We start from the raw sequence: 24,960 nt of genomic DNA, 5'->3' as shown, positions 1-24,960 counted from the left end.
TTAGTGAAGTTTTTATTTAAGGGTTATGTTTTACTTATTTTATTAGTTTGTTTAACTATAGTCTCCTTATTTGTTGGAGTGAGTCAGCTCTCTCTTTCAGATATTTTCCACTTAAGTGAAGAGCAACAAAATATTTTGTTCTCAAGTCGTATTCCACGGACGGTTAGTATCCTACTTTCAGGTAGTTCACTCGCGTTAGCAGGATTAATTATGCAACAGATGATGCAAAATAAATTTGTAAGTCCGACTACGGCAGGAACAATGGAGTGGGCCAAGTTAGGTATTTTGATTTCGCTTATCTTTTTTCCGAAAGGTCACATCCTAATCAAGTTGCTATTTTCAGTAGGATTGAGTTTAGCAGGGACATATTTATTTGTGAAGTTAATTAATTTGATTCGTGTTAAAGAAGTTATCTTCGTACCATTATTAGGAATTATGATCGGTGGTATTGTATCTAGCTTTACTACTTTTATTGCGTTAAGAACCAATGCATTGCAAAGTATTGGCAACTGGATGAATGGTAACTTTGCAATTATCACAAGCGGACGTTATGAAGTGCTTTATCTTGTAGTTCCATTACTCATTATCGCTTTTATTTTTGCGAATCATTTTACGATTGCTGGTATGGGGAAAGACTTTAGTCATAATTTGGGAGTAAGTTATGAAAAAATTATAAACATTGCATTATTTATTACAGCAGCATTGACGGCTTTAGTTGTTGTTACTGTAGGTACTTTGCCATTTTTAGGTCTCATTGTACCTAATATTATTTCAATGTATAGAGGCGACCATTTGAAAAATGCACTTCCACATACGTTGATGTTAGGGTCAATATTTGTATTATTCGCTGATATCATCGGTAGATTAATCGTTTATCCTTATGAGATTAATATAGGATTAACGATAGGTGTATTTGGGACAGTGATATTCCTAATCTTACTAATGAAAGGTAGAAAGCATTATGCAAATTAGTTCTAACAAGAAAATCATCATATTAATTATTGCGACAATTTGCATGGCAGCATTTTACTTATTAGTAGGTTTAGACTTTGAAATTTTTCAATATCAATTTCAGAGTCGATTAAGAAAATTAATACTCATACTCATTGTTGGTGGTGCTATAGGGGCATCAGTTGTTATATTTCAAGCGATTACGACGAATCGATTATTAACACCATCAATCATGGGTCTCGACTCTGTTTATCTATTTGTAAAAGTGTTGCCAGTTTTTTTAGTTGGTACACAAGCTGCAGTGATTACAAATGTGTATTTAAACTTTTTTGTGACGTTAATTGCGATGGTCTTATTTTCATTATTGCTTTTTGAAGGCATGTTTAAATTAGGACATTTCTCAGTATATTTCATTTTACTTGTAGGAGTCATCTTAGGAACATTCTTCCGAAGCATTACTAGCTTTATTCAGTTAATCATGGATCCTGAGTCATTCTTAGCGGTTCAAAGTGCCATGTTTGCGAGTTTTGAAGCATCAAACTCACGGTTGGTATTAGTATCTACATGTTTATTGCTTGTCTTAATTATTATTACCGTGATAATGCGTCCATATTTAGATGTACTACTACTTGGAAGAGCACAAGCAATCAATTTAGGTGTTTCTTACGAGTCAATGACGCGCTTGCTACTCATATTAGTGGCACTATTAGTTTCTATTTCCACTGCTTTAGTTGGTCCTGTTACATTTTTAGGATTGTTAACTGTAAATTTAGCCCATGAATTAATGAAGACATATGAACATAAATATATATTGCCAGCGACGATATTAATTAGTTGGATTAGTTTATTTATGGCACAATGGGTCGTTGAGAACTTATTTGAAGCTACAACAGAGTTTAGCTTAATCATTGATTTAATCGGTGGAAGTTACTTCATTTACTTACTTGTCAAAAGGAGAAGTGCAAATTGATTGAAATTAAAAATTTAGACAAAGCTATACAGAATAAGCCAATTTTAAAAAATATTAACGTCGACATTCAAAAAGGTAGATTAACATCGCTTATAGGACCTAATGGCGCGGGTAAAAGTACTTTACTGTCTGCTGTTAGTCGTCTGTTTGAGTATGAAAAGGGAACAATTAAGATTGAAGGTAAAGCTGTCGTAGATTATAAAAATGATGATTTAGCTAAAAAATTAAGTATTTTAAAGCAAACGAATCATACAGAAATGAATATAACAGTTGAGCAATTAGTTAATTTTGGTCGATTTCCATATTCAAAAGGTCGTATGAAGAAAGAAGATTATGAACAAGTTGAATATGCCTTAGACTTATTGCAACTCCAGAGCATTCGTCATCGAAATATAAAAACGTTATCTGGTGGTCAAAGACAACGTGCTTATATTGCAATGACAATTGCTCAAGATACAGATTATATATTATTAGATGAACCGTTAAACAACCTAGATATGAAACATTCTGTACAGATCATGCAGACGTTACGCCGCCTCTGCAAAGACTTAAATAAAACGATTGTCATTGTTCTACACGATATAAATTTTGCTTCATGCTATTCAGACGACATCATTGCACTGAAAAATGGTGAAATTGTCAAAGCAGATACAAAAGATAACGTTATACAAGCTGAGATTTTAAAACAATTATACGAGATGGATGTTCATATCGAAGAAATTAGAGGACAACGAATTTGTTTGTATTACGATGAAGACACTTTTGACTCACTTTTATAATTAAATAATTTAACCTCATATTTCAAAGGGGTGATGCTATTCGAAGACGTAGACAAGAGAGAAGTCCAATTGATGCGCAGCATAAAGGTTAAATATTTTTAGAGGAGTCGTACATATGAAAAAAACAGTCTTATTTTTAGTATTATCTTTAGTATTAGTATTATCAGCTTGTAGTAATGGATCAAGTAGTAACGATTCAGGTTCTAAGAGTGACAGCAAAGATTCAAAAGAAACTGTGAAAATTAAAAATAATTTCGAAGCTTCAGGTAAAGAACGAGATGGTAGTGACGCTAAGAAAGTAAGCAATACTGTTGAAGTTCCTAAAAATCCTAAAAATGCAGTAGTCTTAGATTATGGTGCTTTAGATGTACTTAAAGAATTAGGTGTGGCTGATAAAGTTAAAGGTTTACCAAAAGGTGAAAACAACGAATCATTACCTGATTTCTTAAAAGAATTCAAAGATGATAAATATGTTAACACTGGAAATCTTAAAGAAGTTAATTTCGACAAAGTAGCTGCTGCTAAACCAGAAGTTATATTTATCTCAGGTAGAACGGCAAATCAGAAGAATTTAGATGAATTCAAAAAAGCTGCACCAGACGCTAAAATCGTTTACGTAGGTGCGGATGAGAAAAACTTAGTTAAAGACATGAAGAAAAACACTGAAAACTTAGGTAAAATTTACGACAAAGAAGATAAAGCCAAAGACATTAATGAAGACTTAGATGAAAAAATATCTGAAATGAAAGATGAAACTAAGAAGTTCAATAAAACTGTAATGTATTTATTAGTAAATGAAGGTGAATTATCAACATTTGGTCCTAAAGGTCGTTTTGGTGGCTTAGTATTTGATACATTAGGCTTTAAACCAGCAGATGAAAATGTTAGCAATAGTCCACATGGCCAAAACGTAAATAATGAATATATTAGCAAGCATAATCCAGATGTTATTTTAGCAATGGACCGTGGTGAAGTTGTAGGCGGAGAATCAACTGCTAAAAAAGTGTTAAGTAATAATGTTATTAAAGACGTTAAAGCAGTTAAAAATGATAAAGTATATCAATTAGATCCTAAATTATGGTACTTTGCTTCTGGTTCAACTACAACAACTATGAAACAAATTGATGAATTAGAAGAAGTAGTCGATAAATAAATTGATAGTATAAGTTTTCAATATCGCCCTGAATAAGGCGATATTTTTTTGGAGGAAATTAGTGTTGAAAATTATTTTATAATAAAGTAATATAATTTTAAATGATATTGATAATCGTTATCACTTAATAATACAACAAGAGGATGTTGCAACGATGAAGAAAATAATTTTGTTTTTAATATTAAGTCTTGCTTTAGTCTTAACAGCGTGTGGTAAAAGCTCTGACAGTAACAATGATACTTCGAAGAAGATTGACAATAAAGACATCGTTCAAATTGAAAATAATTATAAGACAAGAGGCGAGAAAAAAAGATAAAAGTGATGCCAAAAAAATTAAAGAAACTGTTGATGTGCCCAAGAATCCAAAACGTGCAATTGTCTTTGATTATGGTGCCGTCGATGTATTAAAAGCGTTTGGCGTTCAAGACCGCATTATTGGATTACCTAAAGGTGAAAAAAATGCTGCGTTACCTGAATTTCTTTCAGAATTCAAAGATGATAAATACATCAATACTGGTAATTTAATCCAAATTAATTTTGATAAAATAGCTAAAGCTAAACCAGAGGTCATTTATATTTCTGGAAGAACAGCAACAGTGAAGAATATAGATGAACTTAAAAAAGCTGCACCAGACGCTAAAATCGTTTATGTTGGTGCCAGTGAGAAAAACTATATAAATGATATGAAATCTGTAACAACTAAATTAGGAAAAATTTATGGTAAAGAAGATAAAGCTAAATCATTAATTGAAGAGTTGGATAAAAAAATAGCGGATACAAAAGCGAAAGTTGAAAAATTAGATAAGAAAACAATGTATCTTTTAGTTAACGAAGGCGAATTATCTACATTTGGACCAGGAGGTAGATTTGGAGATTTAATCTACGATACATTAGGATTTAAACCTACAGATGAGCATGTCAAAGCAAGTCCACATGGCCAAAATATTAATAATGAGTATATTACAAGTAAAAATCCTGATATTATCTTAGCAATGGATAGAGGACAAGTTGTAAGTGGCAAATCAAGTGCAAAACAAACGTTATCTAATGATGTAATTAAAGATGTAAATGCAGTTAAAAATGGTAATGTATACGAATTAGATCCTAAACTATGGTACTTTAGCGCTGGTTCAACTTCAACAACAATCAAACAAATTGATGAATTAAATCAAATCTTGAAAAAATTAAAATAATAAAAACGTAAAGTATAAAGGCTTAGTAACAATCTTTCAATCGTTACTAAGCCTTTATTATAATTCAAAATATAAATGATAGTGGAATTTACAACGACTATTAAAATGTGCTTGGCATTTAGGACATAGCTCTGTCATCATATAATCTTGAATAGACATTTCATGTTTACATACACCACACATAATTGCCTTTTCATCAAATTCTTGTTCTGACCATCTTTTGATAGGGTGTGTTTCGTGTTCTTCGTGACATTGATAACACGGATAATATTTATTGCAGCATTTGAATTTTATTGCTATAACATCTAAAAAAGTATGGTAATGTGTGCATCGTGTTTCATTGTCTACAAGTGAGCCATAAACCTTTGGCATCATTCATCGTCTCCCATCAACATATATAGTTGCTATTCTTTAGGATGCTCTCCAATAATACGAACTTCACGATGAAGTTCGACATCGAATTTTTCTTTCACTACTTTTTGTACGTGATGAATTAAATCTTCATAATCAGTAGCTGTTCCATTATCTACATTAACCATGAATCCTGCATGTTTTTTAGAAACTTCTACGCCACCAACGCGATAACCCTGTAAATCAGAATCTTGTATTAATTTTCCTGCAAAATGACCGGGTGGTCTTTGGAACACACTACCACATGATGGATATTCTAGTGGTTGTTTAGACTCACGACGTTCAGTTAAGTCATCCATCTTCGCTTGAATTTCGTCTAATTTTCCTGGTTCAAGTGTGAATGCAGCTTCAAGTACAACTAAATGTTGCTTTTGTACAATACTATTTCTGTAATCTAATTCTAATTCTTTATTAGTAAATTGAATTAAATCACCTTCTTCATTAACACAAAGCGCGTAGTCGATACAATCTTTGATTTCACCACCATATGCGCCAGCATTCATGTAAACAGCTCCTCCGACAGAACCTGGAATGCCACAAGCAAATTCTAAACCTGTTAACACATGGTCTCTAGCAGCACGTGAAACATCTATAATTGCAGAACCGCTTCCAGCAATAATAGCATCATCAGAAACATTAATATGATTTAATGATAATAAGCTAATAACAATACCACGAATGCCGCCTTCACGAATAATAATGTTTGACCCATTTCCGAGGTATGTGACCGGGATATCTTTTTCTTTAGCGTATCTTACAATAGCTTGTACATCCTCATTTTTAGTGGGAGATAAATAAAAGTCTGCATTTCCACCTGTCTCGGTGTATGTATATCGTTTTAAAGGTTCATTTACTTTAATAATATCTTCAGGTATTAAGGATTTTAAATCTTGTAAGATGTCTTCTTGCTTTAACATAAGTACATCCTTTCTTCTCTTCTATAATCTAATTTTTATTATAGCAATTTTATAGATGATTTGCGAAAACGACAACAGAATTCAAAGTTTTACAACTTTTGAAATATATCTTCAAAGTATTTCTGTTTTTGATTTTCGTATGGTCTTATATAATTAGTATGTTGGATAATAGAAACCTTTTTTTCTGAAAAGTGACGTGCTATATCTGATTGTGTTGCAAGTGCTTTGTCTACTTCAATATACTGTTTGAATAAGGTTGTGTCCATTTGAATGATGTGTAGGCGAATGGTTTGTCTCAAATCAATCATATTATTGAACTTAGCCATCATAACTTTCTTTTTATAAGGGTGATGGAGACGATAAAAGCCTAAATAATTTAATCGTTTCTCATCTAGAGCTGTGATATCATGTAAATTATTTACACCAACTAAAACATCTAAAATGGGTTCAGTTGCATAATTAAAATGACTTGTGCCTCCAATATGTTGCGCGAACTTTACAGGAGAATCTAGCAAGTTGAATAATGATGTTTTAGTTGTTTGATATAATGTGTCATATTCAGATTGAGTGTCGCCATGAATAAAAGGCTGAACGGTTGAGTACATTCGTATCTCCTTTAAATTATAAGTTTTGACAAATTCTGAAATACTATAACACAAATCATTTTCAATATAAATAGCTTTAGGTATAATACGTGTTGATAGGAGTGCATTTATGAAGAAATTAGCAATACTTTCTATAATGTTGATATGTGGCATATTGCTCTCATCATGTGGCAATCAAAGTAGCGCGGACTTAAAGGATTTTCAAACACAACTTAATAAGGTTGAAGATGAGAAGAAAGATCTTAAAACTTTAATGGACAAGATTCACTTGAAACAATTGGATCAATTGAGCAAGACGGACACCACTGATAAGAATAAAAGAGAGTTTGAAGCACTAAAGAAAGATATTAACAAACACTTAATTCCTCAATTTAAAAAATATGAAAAGTCAGCTAAACAATTACCAGCTGAACATCAAGATGTTAAAGACTTAAAGAGCAAGTACTTAGAAAATGTAAAACAGGAAAAACAATCTATATATGATATTAAAACCTTTGTAGATTTATGTAATAAGTCAATTAAGGCGAATGAAGATATCTTGGATTATACAAAGTTATTTGAAAGTAATCGCTCACAAGTAGAAACGCAAATTAAAAAGGCAAATAATCAAGAAGATGCCAATCAGTTAACATCTAAAATTGAAAGTAACAATCAAAATCTTAAAGAAGCTGCACAAAAATACTTAGAAAGTGATGATAGTAATTCTAAGAAAGCAATTGACGAACATATTAAACCGTTAATTGAGAAGCAAATTACAGAATTAAACCAAACCAATATTACTGACCCAAAAGTCAACAGTGCTCGCAAAAATGCGATTGAAATGTATTATAATTTATTGAATTACTATGATACGCGAGAAACTACAATTGAAATAGAGAAAAAACTTTCTAAAATTGATGTAGAAAAGTTACCGAAAACGGGTAAAGAATTAAGTAAGGATAATAATGATTTTTACGAAGATTTGAAAAAGTTAAAAAAGCAATAGATAGACATAGTTGATAAAATTAAAATTTTTGGTTAACAATGGACTTTGAAATGTGTATAATTGAACCCATTGAGTAGTTTATAATGATTATAAAGAGCAACATGGGCATAAATAATTTTAGAGGTGAATAGAATGGCTATAAAGCTGAGTTCGATTGACCAGTTTGAGCAAGTACTTAAAGATAATAAATATGTATTTGTATTAAAACATAGTGATACTTGTCCAATCTCAGCAGATGCATACGATCAATTTAATAAATTTTTATATGAAAGAGATATGGATGGCTATTACTTAGTCGTTCAAGAAGAAAGAAAACTTTCTGACTATATCGCTGAAAAGACAAATGTGAAACATGAATCGCCACAAGCATTCTATTTTATTGATGGAGAAGCAACTTGGAATGCTAGTCACAGTGATATTAATGTATCTTCATTAGCTCAAGCTGAAGAATAACAACTATCAACAATTAAAAATAGTAAACGCGATTAGGTTAAAAAAATAGTTTAGACTGCATTATAAAGCGCAGTAGCTGACAAATCTGAGAGACTGGCCACACAATGGCTTCTCAGCTCTAGTCATCCATGCAGGAGTGGGCAATGAATTCTAGATGAATTCCGTGTCACTCCTGTTTTTATTTATCTATTTGCAACAGCTATTATTATGAAAAGTAGAGACAACCCATGTATAATGTGAAAGTGAAGTCGAATGTATAACATCTAAATCAATATATAAATAAAGAAAATGGCATGAGGTGATTAACAGATGAAAATATTAGTAGCAATGGATGAATTTAACGGTATAATCTCAAGTTATCAAGCGAATCGTTTCGTTGAAGAAGCGGTAGCCAGTCAAATTGAAGATGCTGATATTGTACAAGTGCCATTATTTAATGGGCGTCATGAATTAATGGATTCGGTGTTCTTATGGCAATCAGGTACGAAATATAGAGTGAATGTGCATGATGCGGATATGAAGGAAGTCGAAACAGTTTATGGTCAAACTGAACAAGGATTAACTATAATTGAGGGGAATTTATTTATAAAAGGACAAAAACCGGTTGAACAACGTTCAAGTTACGGTTTAGGAGAAGTAATTATAGATGCACTGAATAATGGAGCCGATAACATTGTTATTTCACTTGGTGGCATCGATAGTTTCGATGGTGGTATTGGGATGATGCAAGCTTTAGGTGCTCAATTCTATAATGATGAAGGAGAACTTCTAGATGCACGTGAAGGTGCTCAAGTGATTAAATTTATTCGTCGAATTGATTTTTCTGCAATACCTCAAAATTTCAAGGATGCACATATTCAATTGATGTCTGATTTTTCTAGTAAATTATATGGTAAGCATAGTGAAATTATGAAGACGTATGAAACACATCAATTGACACGAGAAAAAGCTGCAGAAATAGATAATTTAATTTGGTACTTCAGTGAGCTTGTTAAAAATGAAATGAAAATTGCTATGGGTCCTATCGAAAGAGGCGGCGCTGGTGGTGGTATTGCAGCATTATTAAATGGATTGTATGATGCTGAAATATTAACAAGTCATGAATTGGTTAACCAAATAACACATTTAGATGATTTAGTTTCTCAGGCGGATTTAATCATCTTTGGTGAAGGTGTTAAAGAAGAGGATCACTTACTTGAAACAACAACTTTAACAATTGCAGAATTAGCGCAAAAACATGATAAACCTGCGATTGCTATTTGTGCGACTGATGACAAATTTGATGTCTTTGATCAGTACCATGTTACAGCAATGTTTAATACTTTCGTTGAGATGCCAGAAAGATACACAGACTTTAAAATGGGTATACAAATCCGACACTTTACTGTTCAAGCACTTAGATTATTAAAAACGACATTAAATAATGCATAAATGAATAACTAACAAAAGGCAAACTGCAATTACCTATATAAGCATGGTAATTGTGGTTTGCCTTATTTATTATATTTATTTATGGTGATGTGTGACTTCTTGAGCAATACCAATGATGACTTGCACTGCCTTCTCCATTACATCGATAGATGCATATTCAAAAGGTCCATGGAAATTACCGCAACCTGTAAATATATTAGGAGTTGGTAAGCCTTTAAATGATAATTGTGAACCATCAGTTCCACCACGAATAGGTGCAGTGTTTGGTTCTATATTTAAATCATTGAACACTTTTTTAGGAATATCAATAATATATGGATGTGGTTCAATCTTTTCAGCCATATTATAATATTGATCTTCTATATCTACTTTTACTGGGAAATCTTCATAATGGACATTAATATCGTCACGAATTTCTAATAATTTTTTCTTACGTAATTCGAATGATTCTCTATCATGATCACGAATGATATATTGTAATGTTGCTTTTTCAACATTACCTTCGAATTTCATCAAATGATAAAATCCCTCATAGTCTTCCGTACGTTCAGGAACTTCGCCAGCGGGTAGTAGACTATGAAATTGATGGCCTAATGAGATAGCATTGACCATGATGTTTTTAGCAGATCCTGGATGGACATTCACACCATGTGTAGTTATCTTAGCCTCAGCGGCATTAAAACTTTCAAATTGTAATTCTCCAAATTCACTGCCGTCCATTGTATAAGCGAAATCTGCATTGAAACGTTCCACATCGAATTTATGAGGACCTCGTCCAATTTCTTCGTCTGGCGTGAATGCGATACGGATTCGACCATGCTTGATTTCTGGGTGCTCTATTAAATATTTTACTGCTTCCATGATTTCGACAACTCCAGCTTTATCATCTGCACCTAACAGTGATGTGCCGTCAGTAATCATTAGCGTATGACCTATAAGTTTTTTTAATTCTGGAAAAGTTTCTTGGCTCAATACTCGACCAGTATCACCTAATTTAATTGTTTTACCATCATATTGTTCTACAATTTGAGGATTCACATTGCTGGCATTAAAATCTGGTGATGTATCAACATGTGCCAGGAACCCAACGGTAGGGACGTCGAAAGATACATTGCTTTCTAACGTCGCAAATAAATATCCATTGTCGTCGAGATTCGTTTCTAAGCCAAAACCTTCAAGTTCTTGTTGTAATAAACGCAATAAATCCCATTGCTTCTCAGTTGAAGGTGTAGTTGAAGATTCCGGATTAGATTGTGTATCGATTTTTACGTAACGTGATAATCTATCTATAAGCTGTGCTTTCATAGCAAGACATCCCCTTAGACTCTATTATTCATATTATAAGATTTTCTATATGTTTTACCTTTAATTTTATCATAATACTGCTTTATACGTGTGTAAATATAGTAGAGGATTTCTGCTACTAAAATGCCGAATGCGATTGAACCAGAAATAAGTGTAACTTCTAAGAAAGTATTCACTGCTTGTGTATAATCATTTGAGACTAGATAACGTGTTGCTTCATATGCAGTTCCACCTGGAACAAGTGGAATAATTCCGGGCACTATAAAAATGATCACAGGGCGCTTATAACGACGACTCATAACATGGCTAAGTAACCCGAGTATTAAACTTCCTAGAAATGAGGCACCTACTTTTCCTAAATCCATATCTACAGTGAATTGATAAATTGTCCATGCTACAGCACCTACAAAACCACATGCTGCGAGTAGTCGCTTCGGTGCATTGAAGATAATTGAGAAGAGTACTGTAGAAATGAAACTAATTGTAAAATGGAATAAATAAAATAACATTTATAAACAGCCTTTCTTAAATAATTAGTAAAACGATGGCTACACCAGCACCGATGGCGAATGAAGTTAATGCAGCTTCCACGCCTCTAGACATCCCAGCTAATAATTCACCAGCCATTAAATCTCGAATTGCATTACAAATTAATATACCAGGTACAAGCGGCATTACACTTGAAATGGTAATGATATTTTGATTCGTGGCAATACCAAGTTTGGTAAATGTGGCTGCAATCGTGATGACGACAGCGGAAGCAACGAATTCTGAAAAGAATTTAATTTGAATAAAACGCTGTACTAAACTAAAAGTGAGAAAAGCAGCTCCACCAGCTATAACAGCAATCCAGCAATCAGATGCTACACCGCCAAACATGAATAAAAAGAATCCGCAGGCAATTGCAGCAGCAAAAAAGTTTAGTAAAAATGAATATTGCAATGATGCTCGGCGCAAATGAATAAATTCAGATTTTGCTTCATCAATGGTTAATTCATTTCTGGAAATTTTTCTAGATAAACTATTAGTGAGTGCGATTTTTTCTAAATCTGTAGTACGTTCACGGATTCTAATAAGTCGTGTATTTGTTCGATCATTGAGTGAAAAGATAATGGCTGTTGATGTTACAAAGCTATATGTATCATGTAAACCATAACTATGAGCTATACGATTCATCGTATCTTCAACACGATAAGTTTCCGCACCAGCTTCTAGCAGAATTCTACCAGCTATTAAAACTACATCAATCACTTTATTTTCATCGATAATAGTGATTGAATCTGACATAAACGGCACCTCCGTAACATTAGATAATTAAATTTATTTCAATAGACAATTTGAAGTGTACAACTTGCACACGCAACTTGCAATAGTACGCTAGGTATTCATACTACATCTAGGCCGTTGCTAACATGAAATTAAGTATAATTACATAAAAAAAGTCAACATATTTAGATAACCAGATATATTAATAATTTGGTTAATCAATATGTTGACTTCTTTTACGTTTCTATAACTTAATGATTGGATTAAACATCACTTGATTACGACCTTCATTCTTAGCAACGTGAACCATATCATCGGCATCTTTGAAGACTTTTCGTTGTGATTTATGGTCATCTTGCGATAGGTAACCTACACCAATAGAGACAGATAATTTTATGACTTCCTTATTTGGTAAGTGGAATGAAGACTTTTCAACACCTGTTCGAATATTTTCAGCTAATTTAACGCTTTGATCCAATGAGTAATTACGAATCACGACTGAAAATTCTTCGCCCCCATTACGAAAAATTTGAAACTGCTTTGGTACATAATTCTTCAATAACTGTGACATTTGTTTGAGCACAGCATCTCCAGATTTATGTGAATACGTATCATTTACATCTTTAAAACCATCTATATCAATTAATAATAAGGCAAGACTTTCATTTTTATCCTCAGCAATCTGAGATACATGATTTAAATGTCTATCAAATTCTTTTACATTACCTAGTCCAGTAAGATAGTCATACTTATCTTCATTTTCATAGCGTGTGACTAATGAGAAGAAGTGCCACATATCGACAAATGTAATTGCAGAAGCGATGGTTAAAACGAATGAAATTGGGACTAAAAATGCGATTTCTGTAAGATCATATAGCGGACTAAAGATAGATAAAATAAGTAAAATAATAACACTAATCAAATTTAAAATAACTAAAGCTACAATGTCATTTTGTTTTAAAAAAGGTCCAACCATACTTACAATGATACCTATTACAATAAGTACTACACCATAAAGAAGTGAGTTTCCAAATGCGAACACTTCTACTAAAGCAACGATAACTGCCGATACAAGCGTATAGCCCATATTAGTAAAGCGTCCTAAAAATAACAATGGGACAAATGTTAAATGAACTAAATACTCTTGATGGAATGGAATTGGATAAGCTGCAAGTAGCAGTGCAACAATCGTCATTAATACAGTGACATAGCCTTTTGAAAAGACCATTATTTTATTTTCGGAATATTGTAATCGATGAAATAAATAAATGCCAGCTACCATAACTGCAACATTATAAATGATAGATTCAATCATATTGGAATCGACTCCTTTAATTTAACCATTAGTTATTGTAAGTGAAAACTTACCATTTGTCATTAAGTTGTATCAGATAACATAAATAAAATAGATAGAATATTTGAACTTTTATATTCAAATGAATACTGAAATGATATGATATAAATTGATTATCTTTACAAAAAATTTACAATTAATTAAAAAATAAGGATTAATTTGAAGAAATAGGGTAAAATAGTTGAAGTTTAATGAACTATTTAAAGAATAGTTAGTAATTTACAACTATAGTCCAATACAAAAATGATTTGAAAATTGTTTAAATAGAATGAATAGATAACTCGCAAATATGTAAAATTAAAAGAGATTTATTGAAGGTGAACTGATGTATACTTTACTACTTATTGCTGTAACATTGGTAATCAGTTTAATATTAACACCTATGATTATAAAGGTCTCTATTAAATTTGATTTAGTAGATAGGCCAAATTTTAGAAAAGTACATACAAAACCAGTTTCAGTATTGGGTGGTACTGTTATACTACTTTCTTTCTTAATAGGAATCTGGCTTGGACATCCGATTGAAAGAGAAGTTAAGCCCTTAGTTATGGGGGCTATAGTTATGTATTTAGTAGGACTAATTGATGATATTTATGATTTGAAGCCTATTTTAAAGTTGATTGGTCAAATTGTCGCAGCTTCAATCGTAGCATTTTATGGAATTACAATAGATTTTATTTCGTTTCCTATGGGCCCGACAATTCATTTTGGAATATTAAGTATACCGATTACCATTATTTGGATTGTGGCGATAACTAATGCTATCAATTTAATTGATGGTTTAGACGGACTGGCTTCTGGAGTATCTGCAATTGGTCTAATTACAATTGCTTTTATTGCGATTTTACAAGCTAATGTATTTATTATCATGATTTGTAGTGTACTAATAGGATCATTATTAGGATTTCTATGTTTCAACTTTCACCCGGCTAAGATCTTTTTAGGGGATAGCGGAGCGCTACTGATAGGATTTATCATTGGTTTTCTATCCTTACTTGGTTTTAAGAACATTACATTTATTTCATTGTTTTTCCCAATTGTGATTTTAGCTGTACCATTTATTGATACGTTATTTGCAATGATTCGAAGAATGCGAAATGGTCAGCATATTATGCAAGCAGACAAATCGCATTTGCATCATAAACTTTTAGCTTTAGGATATAGCCATAGACAAACAGTATTATTAATTTATTCAATAGCGATTTTATTTAGTTTATCAAGTATCATTTTATACTTATCTCAACCTTTAGGTGTACTCCTAATGTTCATTTTAATTGTTATCACAATTGAATTGATTGTTGAATTTACAGGTTTGATTGATGATAGTTACCGTCCGATACTTAATTTAATAACAAAAAAGAATGAACAACATCACGGTGATAATGGTGTTGATCAACATGATAAAAAATAAAGCCTTGTTTGTAATAACTACTTAAATGATTAGGTAGTGTTATACAAACAAGGTTTTTTATTAATTAGTGGGTATATCAAAAGGTAATTTCTTTACGTCCGCTTCATGCAATTCGAAATTACCAGCTGTGTTCTTATTTAAAAATGCAATAAAGTCATCATATTCAGTTTGTACGACATCAATTTGATAACTAACCTTATCGGTATAAGTGGTATCTCTTAGAAAGTACGTTGTAGAGGCCAATTCATATTCTAACTTTCCAGTTAAATCATAATTGATAGTCACGGTAGTAGGAATAGCATCACGCAGTTCTACACGTCCTATATCATAAATGACGTCTCTAACAGCACCACTATATGCCCGTATAAGTCCGCCACCGCCAAGTTTAATACCCCCAAAGTATCGAGTAACAACGACACAAACATTATGTACGTCTAATTTTTTTAATATTTCAAGCATAGGGACACCCGCTGTGCCACTTGGTTCACCATCATCATTGGCTTTCTGAATATTCATTTGATCACCAACTGTATATGCTGAACAATTGTGCGTAGCCTCTTTATGTTGTTGCTTAATTTCGTTTATGAATGCTTTAGCTTCATCCTCTGATGAAACAGGTTTGATATGTGCGATGAATCTAGATTTATTAATGACATTTTCAATCGAATGTTCCTGTTTAATCGTAATAATATCATTGCTCAAAGTTGTTCACCTCCAGTAAATAAAAAGGATATTTGACCTTTATTATACACGCTTCATTTTAAATGAATAAATATCTGATTATGAATTTCTTTTTCAATCAAAATAATTTATAATAGCTTTGAGTATAATTGAGGAGGACTACTATGAAAATCGCATTAATGGCAGATTCAACTGGGTATCTACCGCAAGACTTTATGGACCAATATGAGATACCTATTGCACCATTAAGTGTTGCATTTGATGATGGAGAAACGTTTACTGAGAATGATAATGTACCAATTGAACGTTTTTATAATAAAATGGCCTCATCTAAAACATTCCCAACAACAAGTCAACCGGCTATTGGGGAATGGATTGAGAACTATGAGAAGTTAAGAGATAAAGGTTACACTGATATTATTGTGATTGCTTTATCAAGTGGTATAAGTGGCAGCTATCAATCAGCTACACAAGCTGGAGAAATGGTAGAGGGTGTCAATGTTCATACGTTTGATAGTAAATTGGCAGCGATGATTGAAGGAAGTTATACAATCTATGCTAAAGAACTCATTGACAAAGGATTTACACCAGAAGTAATTATTGAAGAATTAAAAGAAATCCGAGAACAAGCTGGCGCTTACTTAATTGTTGATGATCTTAAGAATTTACAAAAAAGCGGACGTATAACTGGTGCTCAAGCATGGGTTGGAACATTATTAAAAATGAAACCTGTACTTCGTTTCGAAAAAGATGGCAAAATTCATCCTTTTGAAAAGGTACGTACTAAAAAACGTGCATTTAATACATTAGAAGAGAATATCTTTGAAATTATTAAAGACATTGATGAAGTGACCGTTTTTGTAATTAATGGTGATAAAATTGATGAAGGTAAAGACTTTTATAACCATTTAAAAGAAACTTATCCAAACATCAATATTCAGTATTCAGAATTTGGACCAGTTATTGCATCTCACCTTGGTTCAGGCGGATTAGGTTTAGGATATTTCCCAAGAAAAATCGAAATTAATTAATTGTTGATAATTAAAGTCTAAAAGTGTTAAAGAAAGTATTGTTTAGCATATAGTGTTTCAATACTTTTTTAACATCTTTTAGGCTTTTTTATTTTATAAGGAGTGATTCGTAATAAAATTTTACGGAAAGTTAGTAAGTCCAGATGTGACGTTAAGTGATGAGACAGTTACTCAAGTTACACCTGGTATTATCGCTACAGATGATGGTTATCAATGTCTTCAATGTGGCAATACAGATAAACGTTATATGTATGAATATGAAACACCTTTTTCAGAAGAACGTATAATTTATTGTAGGTATTGTATACAATTAGGGCGCATGGACAATATTACAGAATTTAAGATTACACAAAGTGAGAATACTATTTCTGAAGGACATTACGACTTACTCTTTCAATTATCAGAACAACAACAATATGCTTCAGAGGCAATTGTACAAGCAATTAAAACGCTTCACCCATTATTATTATATGCGGTTACTGGTGCGGGTAAGACTGAAATGATGTATGAAGGTATACGAGTAGCGCGCCAACTTGGGTTTAATGTAGCCATAGTATCCCCAAGAGTAGATGTTGTAGTAGAAATTAGTTTGCGCATTAAAGAAGCATTCATTTCAGAAGACATAGATGTATTACACCAAAGTAGCCAACAACAATATAATGGTCACTTCATCGTTGCAACCGTTCATCAATTGTTTAGATTTAAATCTCACTTTGATGTTATATTTATCGACGAAGTTGATGCTTTTCCTTTATCAATGGATCCTCGGCTTATGGAGGCAATTCGGTTATCATCAAAACAAAAACATAGCCACATATTTATGACGGCAACACCTCCGAAAGAGCTGTTGAATCGTTTGTCTTCTGAGCAAATCATTACATTACCTGCGCGTTTTCATAAACATCCACTACCAGTCCCCAATTTCACATATTTCAAATTAAACGTTAAGCATATACAACTTAAATTGAAAAGAATTTTAATGAATCAAATTACAGAAAAACGTTACACACTAGTATTCTTTAACAATATTGAATTGATGGTAGAGACGTACCAACATTATCGTTACCACTTTTCAGATTTAATCTATGTTTCAAGCAAAGATGCACTACGATTTAGCAAAGTTCAAGCACTTCGAAACGGTGAACATGCTATCGTTTTTACGACAACAATTTTAGAAAGAGGTTTCACAATGGCACAATTAGATGTCATTGTCATCAATGCACATACTTTTGAAAAGGCTGCACTTATTCAAATTGCGGGGCGGGTTGGTCGTAAACAAGGAGCACCTACAGGAAAAGTGATATTTATGCATGAAGGTGTGAGTATAGCTATGATACAAGCTAAAAGAGAAATAAAAAAAATGAATCGATTAGGTATAGAACGTGGGTGGGTAATTGGTTAAATGTATACAATGTGGATTACCAATATATGAACCGCTTGATGTTTTTAACTTTTATCGAGTACCTAAACGTATGTGTTCATCATGTCTAGAAATGTGGGATAGTGTGAAATTAATTAAGAATGACCAACGTTGTCCTAAGTGCTTAAATTATCGGGATATCAAAGAAAATGAGTGCTTGGATTGTCAATTTTTAGCTAAAAATTTTAAACTAATGGAACAGCTTTATTGTGACTACCAATATTCCGGTATTATGAAAGAAATGATACAGCAATACAAACTAATGAAAGATTATTATTTAGCTGAGGTTATAGCCTCACAACTCAACTTACCAAAAACATCTTATGATCTGATTGTACCAATTCCATCTCCAATTGAACGAGACACTCAAAGAACATTTAACCCAGTCGCAACAGTATTAGAAAAAATGGGGGTTCAATATTCGAACCTATTGGCAACTGAATTGCGTCCCAAACAGTCAAAACTTGGGAAAGTAGAGCGAGCAAAAGCTATGAACCCTTTTTATATTAAAGAAGATGTGGATTTAACTGATAAAGAAATATTACTCGTTGATGATATTTATACAACGGGATTAACAATTCATCATGCAGGGTGTAAATTATACGATAAAAATGTCAGAAAATTCAAAGTGTTTACGTTTTCAAGATAGGTTAAATGTGGTATTATAATAGTAAGAATTACCAACATAAGAGGTTAAAGGAGAGATAGCTATGATTAGATTTGAAATTCATGGAGATAACCTCACTATTACAGATGCCATCCGCAACTATATTGAGGACAAAATTGGTAAACTTGAACGTTATTTTAACGATGTGCCTAATGCAGTCGCACACGTAAAAGTAAAAACGTATCAAAATTCTACAACTAAAATCGAAGTAACAATTCCATTGAAGAATGTTACATTAAGAGCAGAAGAAAGACATGATGATTTATATGCAGGTATTGACTTAGTTACTAGCAAATTAGAACGTCAAGTACGTAAATATAAAACACGTGTTAATCGTAAGCATAAAACGCATGGAGAACCAGAAGCATTTGTAGCTGAAGTACAAGAAGCACCGCCAGAAACTGTTGATGACGTTAATGCTGAACCAACAAATGATAGTGAAATTGAGATTATCCGTTCTAAACAATTTAGCTTAAAACCAATGGATTCTGAAGAAGCAGTATTACAAATGGAATTATTAGGGCATGATTTCTATATCTTCACTGATCGTGAAACAGATGGTACAAGTATTGTTTATAAACGTAAAGACGGTAAATATGGATTAATTGAAACGACTGAATAATTGATTAATAGTAAGTTATTAATTTAAATCAATTTTGAAATATATTTATGGTGTTAAGTTCATAATGACAATTTGCAGATATAACTAAGCTGAGAAGGTAATAATAATCAAATATACTCAGTTATAGTTATTCTTATAAGGGTGGGACGATGAATTCAAAATGAATTCTGTTCCACTCTTTTTTGTAACTTATACTATAGTAATTCGTGGACGCTAATATCATGCTGTGCTAATGTAATGAAGTAATTGGATATTTAAATCATAAATTAGGCTTAGCGATTTAAATTAGGGGAAAAAGGAAGTAAGTTATTTAAGTTGCGCACAATTAAGCGTCGCACTTATATGAGTATTTAAGTATAAATTCTAAAGTATAAATGATATGATAAATTGTTGTAAGCCAAACAGTTTTTAAGCTAAAGGAGCGGACGTAATGGGATTTTTATCAAAAATTGTTGACGGCAATAAAAAAGAAACTAAACGTCTAAGTAAAATAGCCGATGAAGTACTTTCATTAGAGGAAGATATGGCTATCTTAACTGATGAAGAAATTAAAAATAAGACGAAGCAATTTCAACAAGAAGTACAAGAAATTGAAGATGTAAAAAAACAAAATGACTATCTAGATAAAATCTTACCTCAAGCATATGCTTTAGTAAGAGAAGGGTCAAAACGTGTCTTTAATATGACACCTTATAAAGTACAAGTAATGGGTGGTATCGCCATTCATAAAGGTGATATCGCTGAAATGAGAACTGGTGAAGGCAAAACTTTAACAGCGACTATGCCTACGTATTTAAATGCGCTTGCAGGACGTGGTGTGCACGTAATCACCGTTAACGAATACTTATCTAGTGTTCAAAGTGAAGAAATGGCAGAGTTATATGAATTCTTAGGCCTAACTGTAGGATTAAATTTAAATAGTAAATCAACGAATGAAAAACGTGAAGCCTATGCTCAAGATATTACTTATAGTACGAATAATGAATTAGGATTTGATTATTTAAGAGATAATATGGTGAACTATGCTGAAGAGCGTGTAATGAGACCATTACATTTTGCGATCATCGATGAGGTGGACTCTATTTTAATTGATGAAGCTAGAACGCCTTTAATTATCTCTGGTGAAGCAGAAAAATCTACGTCGTTATATACACAAGCGAATGTATTCGCCAAAATGTTAAAAGCTGAAGATGATTATAAATATGATGAAAAGACAAAAGCAGTTCATTTAACTGAACAAGGTGCAGACAAAGCTGAACGTATGTTTAAAATTGAAAATTTATATGATGTACAGAATGTGGAAGTTATTAGTCACATTAATACAGCATTAAAAGCACACGTAACATTACAACGTGACGTGGACTACATGGTTGTTGATGGAGAAGTACTCATTGTTGACCAATTTACTGGACGTACAATGCCTGGTCGTCGTTTCTCTGAAGGGCTTCACCAAGCGATAGAAGCTAAAGAGGGCGTTAAAATTCAAAATGAATCGAAAACAATGGCATCCATTACTTTCCAAAACTATTTCCGTATGTATAATAAATTAGCTGGTATGACTGGTACTGCAAAAACAGAGGAAGAAGAATTCCGTAATATTTATAATATGACGGTTACACAAATTCCTACGAATAAACCTGTTCAACGTGATGATAAATCTGATTTAATTTACATTAGTCAAAAAGGTAAATTTGATGCAGTCGTTGAAGACGTAGTCGAAAAACATAAACAAGGTCAACCCGTTCTTTTAGGTACTGTTGCGGTTGAAACAAGTGAATATATCTCTAATTTACTTAAAAAGCGTGGTATTAGACACGATGTATTAAACGCTAAAAACCATGAGCGTGAAGCGGAAATTGTTGCAAATGCAGGACAAAAAGGTGCTGTGACAATAGCGACAAACATGGCTGGTCGTGGTACTGATATTAAATTAGGTGAAGGTGTAGAAGAAATTGGCGGTTTAGCAGTTATTGGTACTGAACGACATGAATCTAGACGTATAGATGACCAATTACGTGGTCGTTCTGGTCGTCAAGGTGATAGAGGGGATAGTCGTTTCTATTTATCACTTCAAGATGAATTAATGGTTCGTTTCGGTTCTGAAAGACTTCAAAAAATGATGAATCGTTTAGGCATGGATGATTCAACTCCTATTGAATCAAAAATGGTATCACGCGCTGTTGAATCTGCTCAAAAACGTGTTGAAGGTAATAACTTTGATGCACGTAAACGTATACTTGAATACGATGAAGTATTACGTAAACAACGTGAAATTATCTACAATGAAAGAAACAATATTATTGATTCAGAGGATAGTTCACAATTAGTTAATGCAATGTTACGTTCTACATTACAACGTGGTGTGACCTATCATATAAGTGAAGAAGATGACAATCCTGACTACGCTCCGTTTATAAATTACGTTAATGATGTCTTTTTACAAGAAGGCGATCTTAAAGAAGAAGAAATTAAGGGTAAAGATTCTGAAGACATCTTCGAAGTAGTTTGGTCTAAAATTGAAAAAGTATATGAAAGTCAAAAAGCCAAAATTGGTGACCAAATGGCTGAATTTGAGCGTATGATATTACTACGCTCTATAGATACTCACTGGACAGATCATATTGATACTATGGATCAATTACGTCAAGGTATCCATTTACGTTCATATGCACAACAAAATCCACTTCGTGATTATCAAAATGAAGGTCATGAGTTATTTGATATGATGATGCAAAATATTGAGGAAGATACATCTAAATTCATCCTTAAATCTGTAATTCAAGTTGATGAAGATATAGAAAGAGAGAAAACAACTGACTTTGGAACAGCTCAACATGTCTCTGCTGAAGATGGCAAAGAAAAAGCTAAAAAGCAACCTATTGTTAAAGGCGACAAAGTTGGTCGTAATGACCCATGTCCATGTGGTAGTGGCAAGAAATATAAAAATTGCCATGGAAAAGAAGAATAGGTTTTATGTTCAATAATAAGTGGGAGTTGTGAAATAGAATTCACGCTCCTACTTTTTACATATCCAATCAAATATGAATTAGGTAAGAATAGGAGAGATAAATATGGAATTATCTGAAATTAAGCGAAATATAGATGAATATCGTAACAACCTAGCACAAATTAGGGGGTCTCTTTGACTTAGAAAATAAAGAGACAAATATTCAAGAATATGAAGAAATGATGACTGAACCTGACTTTTGGGATGATCAGAATAAAGCACAAGAGGTTATTGATAAAAATAATGCATTAAAATCAGTTGTAAATGGTTATCATGAATTAGAAGAAGAAGTTGAGGATATGACGGCAACTTGGGAATTATTACAAGAAGAGTTAGATGATGATGTAAAGAGTGATTTAGAACAAAATGTTCTCGACTTCAAAGAGAAAGTTGATCAGTTTGAATTGCAATTATTATTAGATGGTCCTCATGATGCGAATAATGCAATTTTAGAATTACATCCGGGTGCTGGAGGTACTGAATCACAAGACTGGGCTAGTATGTTACTACGTATGTACCAACGTTATGGTGAACAACAAGGGTTCAAAGTTGAAACTGTTGATTATTTACCAGGTGATGAAGCGGGCGTCAAAAGTGTCACATTGTTAATTAAAGGGCATAATGCGTATGGTTATTTAAAAGCCGAAAAAGGTGTTCATAGACTAGTTAGAATTTCTCCATTTGATTCATCTGGGCGCCGTCACACGTCATTTGCTTCATGTGATGTCATTCCGGAATTTAATAATGATGAAATTGAAATAGAAATTAATCCTGACGATATTACAGTAGATACATTTAGAGCATCAGGTGCTGGAGGTCAGCATATAAATAAAACAGAATCTGCAATTCGAATTACGCACCATCCAACAGGCATCGTAGTTAATAACCAAAATGAACGTTCACAAATTAAAAACCGTGAAGCAGCGATGAAAATGTTAAAAGCCAAATTATACCAATTAAAATTAGAAGAGCAAGAACGTGAAATGGCTGAAATACGTGGTGAACAAAAAGAAATTGGTTGGGGAAGCCAAATTCGTTCATATGTTTTCCATCCTTATTCAATGGTAAAAGATCATCGAACAAATGAAGAGACTGGTAAAGTTGATGCAGTCATGGATGGGGAGATTGGACCATTCATTGAATCTTATCTAAGATATACAATGAATCAAAGTGACAATTAATGTAATAGAATTGAAAATAGGAGTGAGATAGAGTGCGTTTTGAATTCTTTATCTTACTCCTTATTTTTTTGAAAATCTAAATAATAGCTAAGTAGATGTAAATTGAAATGTTTTTTATTACTAGAGTATACAATTTCAAATGTTATTTAAGTCCTTTTTAACCTTTATATTACAAGCCGATAACATTGAACTTCTACAAAATATGTTGTGCTACAGTATAAAAGAATAATAATATAAAACAACAAAGGAATGACAACATGATTAATAAGACTCTTACAGTAACATTGACTTCTATTGCAGCTTTAGCAGGTTTAAGTGGTTTAGCTAATGCACAAGAACATACAAATTCAACACCTTCAACTTCACAACAATCAAATAATAATAATAGTCAAGTGGAGCAAGAAACAAATCTAGGATTAACAAATAAAGATATCGTTAAAGTTAAAGCTGGCGATACATTATACCAAATTGCGTTATCACATCACTTATCACTTGAACAATTATATAACTTTAATCCAGGTGTAACTGCATTAATTCATCCAGGTGACTTAATTGCAGTAAGTGAAAAAGGTGCAGCAAAATTAGAAAATAAAGAGATCAATTATGCACAAACTTATGCAGAAACAATAGCATTTAATCAATCAGATGTGGTAGCTCAATCGGTAAGTGCTAGCACAACAAATGTGACTGGTTACAATATTGTACCTACAAGTGCACCTACAACTACTACGCACGATTCATACCATTCACCAGTGAATACACCAGTATCGTATCAACATGTTACAACTGCCAATCAAGGTAATCGTTATAGTTTCGGAAATTGTACATACTATGCATTTGATCGTCGACAACAATTAGGACGCTCAATTGGTAGTTATTGGGGTAACGCCAATAACTGGGCATACTCAGCAAAAAATGCCGGATTAACAGTAGATAATCGCCCAGAAGTAGGTGCTATTTTCCAAACAACTGCTGGTTATTATGGTCATGTAGGTGTCGTGGAACATGTTAATCAAGATGGATCAGTATATGTTTCAGAAATGAACTGGAATGGTCATTATAACCATGTTACAAACAGAACAATTACAAACACTTCAAGCTATAATTTTATTCACTAACAAATTTATAGACATTATTTTTAATATATTCAGATGTCAGAGTTCAATG

The 24,960-nt window shown here is 32.7% G+C and carries 23 protein-coding genes and 1 pseudogene; 16 read left to right on the top strand and 8 right to left on the bottom strand.

Features of this window, described 5'->3' with window-relative positions; translation table 11 throughout:
- The first annotated feature begins 3 nt into the window (after positions 1 to 3).
- The 5 genes and pseudogenes from AC1RRU_RS05210 to AC1RRU_RS05190 all read left to right on the top strand — a co-directional run bounded on the left by AC1RRU_RS05210 (position 4) and on the right by AC1RRU_RS05190 (position 5,046).
- Positions 4 to 972 carry an ABC transporter permease gene (locus AC1RRU_RS05210; RefSeq protein ID WP_011276422.1) on the top strand — a complete coding sequence of 323 codons (969 nt, stop codon included), beginning with the start codon at positions 4 to 6 and terminating at the stop codon, positions 970 to 972.
- Positions 962 to 1,921, top strand: a complete 960-nt coding sequence (locus AC1RRU_RS05205; RefSeq protein WP_011276421.1) for an iron chelate uptake ABC transporter family permease subunit — start codon at positions 962 to 964, stop codon at positions 1,919 to 1,921. Before AC1RRU_RS05210 ends, AC1RRU_RS05205 begins: the two co-directional genes overlap by 11 nt.
- Positions 1,918 to 2,700 (top strand): iron ABC transporter ATP-binding protein, encoded by a 783-nt coding sequence (locus tag AC1RRU_RS05200; protein WP_011276420.1) that lies wholly within the window; start codon positions 1,918 to 1,920, stop codon positions 2,698 to 2,700. Before AC1RRU_RS05205 ends, AC1RRU_RS05200 begins: the two co-directional genes overlap by 4 nt.
- A 115-nt stretch (positions 2,701 to 2,815) precedes the next feature.
- The gene (locus AC1RRU_RS05195) at positions 2,816 to 3,853 is read left to right on the top strand and encodes a ferrated catecholamine ABC transporter substrate-binding lipoprotein SstD (RefSeq protein WP_016930968.1); all 1,038 of its coding nucleotides are present in this window, start codon (positions 2,816 to 2,818) and stop codon (positions 3,851 to 3,853) included.
- Positions 3,854 to 4,007: 154 nt separating this feature from the next.
- Positions 4,008 to 5,046 (top strand): annotated as a pseudogene (locus tag AC1RRU_RS05190) (ferrated catecholamine ABC transporter substrate-binding lipoprotein SstD).
- Positions 5,047 to 5,103: 57 nt separating this feature from the next.
- On the opposite strand, the gene AC1RRU_RS05185 reads toward AC1RRU_RS05190, so the two are convergent.
- The 3 genes from AC1RRU_RS05185 to AC1RRU_RS05175 form a co-directional block, all read right to left on the bottom strand.
- Positions 5,104 to 5,418, bottom strand: coding sequence for a CHY zinc finger protein (locus AC1RRU_RS05185; RefSeq protein WP_029376644.1), 315 nt, complete (start codon positions 5,416 to 5,418; stop codon positions 5,104 to 5,106).
- A gap of 32 nt (positions 5,419 to 5,450) precedes the next feature.
- Positions 5,451 to 6,374 carry a UDP-N-acetylmuramate dehydrogenase gene (gene murB / locus AC1RRU_RS05180; RefSeq protein WP_011276415.1) on the bottom strand — a complete coding sequence of 308 codons (924 nt, stop codon included), beginning with the start codon at positions 6,372 to 6,374 and terminating at the stop codon, positions 5,451 to 5,453.
- An 89-nt stretch (positions 6,375 to 6,463) separates the two neighbouring features.
- On the bottom strand, positions 6,464 to 6,979 hold the full coding sequence (locus AC1RRU_RS05175; RefSeq protein WP_029376645.1) for a GrpB family protein: 516 nt from the start codon (positions 6,977 to 6,979) through the stop codon (positions 6,464 to 6,466).
- 109 nt (positions 6,980 to 7,088) lie between these two features.
- Between AC1RRU_RS05175 and AC1RRU_RS05170 the strand changes: the two genes are divergently transcribed.
- From AC1RRU_RS05170 to AC1RRU_RS05160, 3 genes are all read left to right on the top strand, one after another.
- Complete coding sequence (locus AC1RRU_RS05170) at positions 7,089 to 7,964, top strand: EMYY motif lipoprotein (protein WP_016930970.1); 876 nt, start codon at positions 7,089 to 7,091, stop codon at positions 7,962 to 7,964.
- Between the two features lie 132 nt (positions 7,965 to 8,096).
- On the top strand, positions 8,097 to 8,417 hold the full coding sequence (ytxJ, locus tag AC1RRU_RS05165) for a bacillithiol system redox-active protein YtxJ (protein WP_011276412.1): 321 nt from the start codon (positions 8,097 to 8,099) through the stop codon (positions 8,415 to 8,417).
- Between the two features lie 309 nt (positions 8,418 to 8,726).
- Complete coding sequence (locus AC1RRU_RS05160) at positions 8,727 to 9,848, top strand: glycerate kinase (RefSeq protein ID WP_011276411.1); 1,122 nt, start codon at positions 8,727 to 8,729, stop codon at positions 9,846 to 9,848.
- A 75-nt stretch (positions 9,849 to 9,923) separates the two neighbouring features.
- Here AC1RRU_RS05160 and pepT read toward each other — a convergent pair whose 3' ends face one another.
- From pepT to gdpS, 4 genes are all read right to left on the bottom strand, one after another.
- Positions 9,924 to 11,153 (bottom strand): peptidase T, encoded by a 1,230-nt coding sequence (gene pepT / locus AC1RRU_RS05155; RefSeq protein ID WP_016930971.1) that lies wholly within the window; start codon positions 11,151 to 11,153, stop codon positions 9,924 to 9,926.
- Between the two features lie 14 nt (positions 11,154 to 11,167).
- Positions 11,168 to 11,662, bottom strand: coding sequence for a threonine/serine exporter family protein (locus AC1RRU_RS05150; protein WP_011276409.1), 495 nt, complete (start codon positions 11,660 to 11,662; stop codon positions 11,168 to 11,170).
- Positions 11,663 to 11,678: 16 nt separating this feature from the next.
- On the bottom strand, positions 11,679 to 12,440 hold the full coding sequence (locus AC1RRU_RS05145) for a threonine/serine exporter family protein (RefSeq protein ID WP_011276408.1): 762 nt from the start codon (positions 12,438 to 12,440) through the stop codon (positions 11,679 to 11,681).
- A 223-nt stretch (positions 12,441 to 12,663) separates the two neighbouring features.
- Complete coding sequence (gene gdpS / locus AC1RRU_RS05140; RefSeq protein WP_011276407.1) at positions 12,664 to 13,734, bottom strand: GGDEF domain-containing protein GdpS; 1,071 nt, start codon at positions 13,732 to 13,734, stop codon at positions 12,664 to 12,666.
- A gap of 364 nt (positions 13,735 to 14,098) precedes the next feature.
- Between gdpS and AC1RRU_RS05135 the strand changes: the two genes are divergently transcribed.
- Complete coding sequence (locus AC1RRU_RS05135; RefSeq protein ID WP_011276406.1) at positions 14,099 to 15,184, top strand: glycosyltransferase family 4 protein; 1,086 nt, start codon at positions 14,099 to 14,101, stop codon at positions 15,182 to 15,184.
- A 60-nt stretch (positions 15,185 to 15,244) separates the two neighbouring features.
- Here AC1RRU_RS05135 and AC1RRU_RS05130 read toward each other — a convergent pair whose 3' ends face one another.
- Positions 15,245 to 15,886, bottom strand: a complete 642-nt coding sequence (locus tag AC1RRU_RS05130) for a YigZ family protein (RefSeq protein WP_011276405.1) — start codon at positions 15,884 to 15,886, stop codon at positions 15,245 to 15,247.
- Between the two features lie 143 nt (positions 15,887 to 16,029).
- On the opposite strand from AC1RRU_RS05130, the gene fakB1 reads away from it, so the two are divergent.
- The 7 genes from fakB1 (at position 16,030) to AC1RRU_RS05095 (ending at position 24,911) form a co-directional block, all read left to right on the top strand.
- Positions 16,030 to 16,896, top strand: coding sequence for a fatty acid kinase binding subunit FakB1 (gene fakB1 / locus AC1RRU_RS05125; protein WP_016930972.1), 867 nt, complete (start codon positions 16,030 to 16,032; stop codon positions 16,894 to 16,896).
- A gap of 145 nt (positions 16,897 to 17,041) precedes the next feature.
- Entirely contained in the window at positions 17,042 to 18,298 is a 1,257-nt protein-coding gene (locus AC1RRU_RS05120) for a DEAD/DEAH box helicase family protein (protein WP_016930973.1), read from the top strand.
- Positions 18,291 to 18,965 (top strand): ComF family protein, encoded by a 675-nt coding sequence (locus AC1RRU_RS05115; RefSeq protein ID WP_016930974.1) that lies wholly within the window; start codon positions 18,291 to 18,293, stop codon positions 18,963 to 18,965. Before AC1RRU_RS05120 ends, AC1RRU_RS05115 begins: the two co-directional genes overlap by 8 nt.
- 61 nt (positions 18,966 to 19,026) lie before the next feature.
- Complete coding sequence (gene hpf / locus AC1RRU_RS05110; RefSeq protein ID WP_016930975.1) at positions 19,027 to 19,605, top strand: ribosome hibernation-promoting factor, HPF/YfiA family; 579 nt, start codon at positions 19,027 to 19,029, stop codon at positions 19,603 to 19,605.
- Between the two features lie 430 nt (positions 19,606 to 20,035).
- Positions 20,036 to 22,573: a preprotein translocase subunit SecA gene (gene secA / locus AC1RRU_RS05105; protein WP_493196462.1), complete on the top strand. Its 2,538-nt coding sequence runs from the start codon at positions 20,036 to 20,038 to the stop codon at positions 22,571 to 22,573.
- 103 nt (positions 22,574 to 22,676) lie between these two features.
- Positions 22,677 to 23,793 (top strand): peptide chain release factor 2 gene (prfB, locus tag AC1RRU_RS05100; protein WP_100208218.1). Its coding sequence is split into 2 segments (ribosomal slippage): positions 22,677 to 22,748 and positions 22,750 to 23,793, totalling 1,116 coding nucleotides; the frame shifts between segments, so codons are not numbered across the junction.
- Between the two features lie 260 nt (positions 23,794 to 24,053).
- Positions 24,054 to 24,911 (top strand): COG3942 and LysM peptidoglycan-binding domain-containing protein, encoded by an 858-nt coding sequence (locus AC1RRU_RS05095; protein WP_029376648.1) that lies wholly within the window; start codon positions 24,054 to 24,056, stop codon positions 24,909 to 24,911.
- Positions 24,912 to 24,960 lie beyond the last annotated feature (49 nt).

Source organism: Staphylococcus sp. GW821-FHT11H10 (assembly GCF_058807855.1).
The sequence above is the reverse complement of the archived record's forward strand: the minus strand, read 5'-3'. Positions and strand labels throughout refer to the sequence as shown.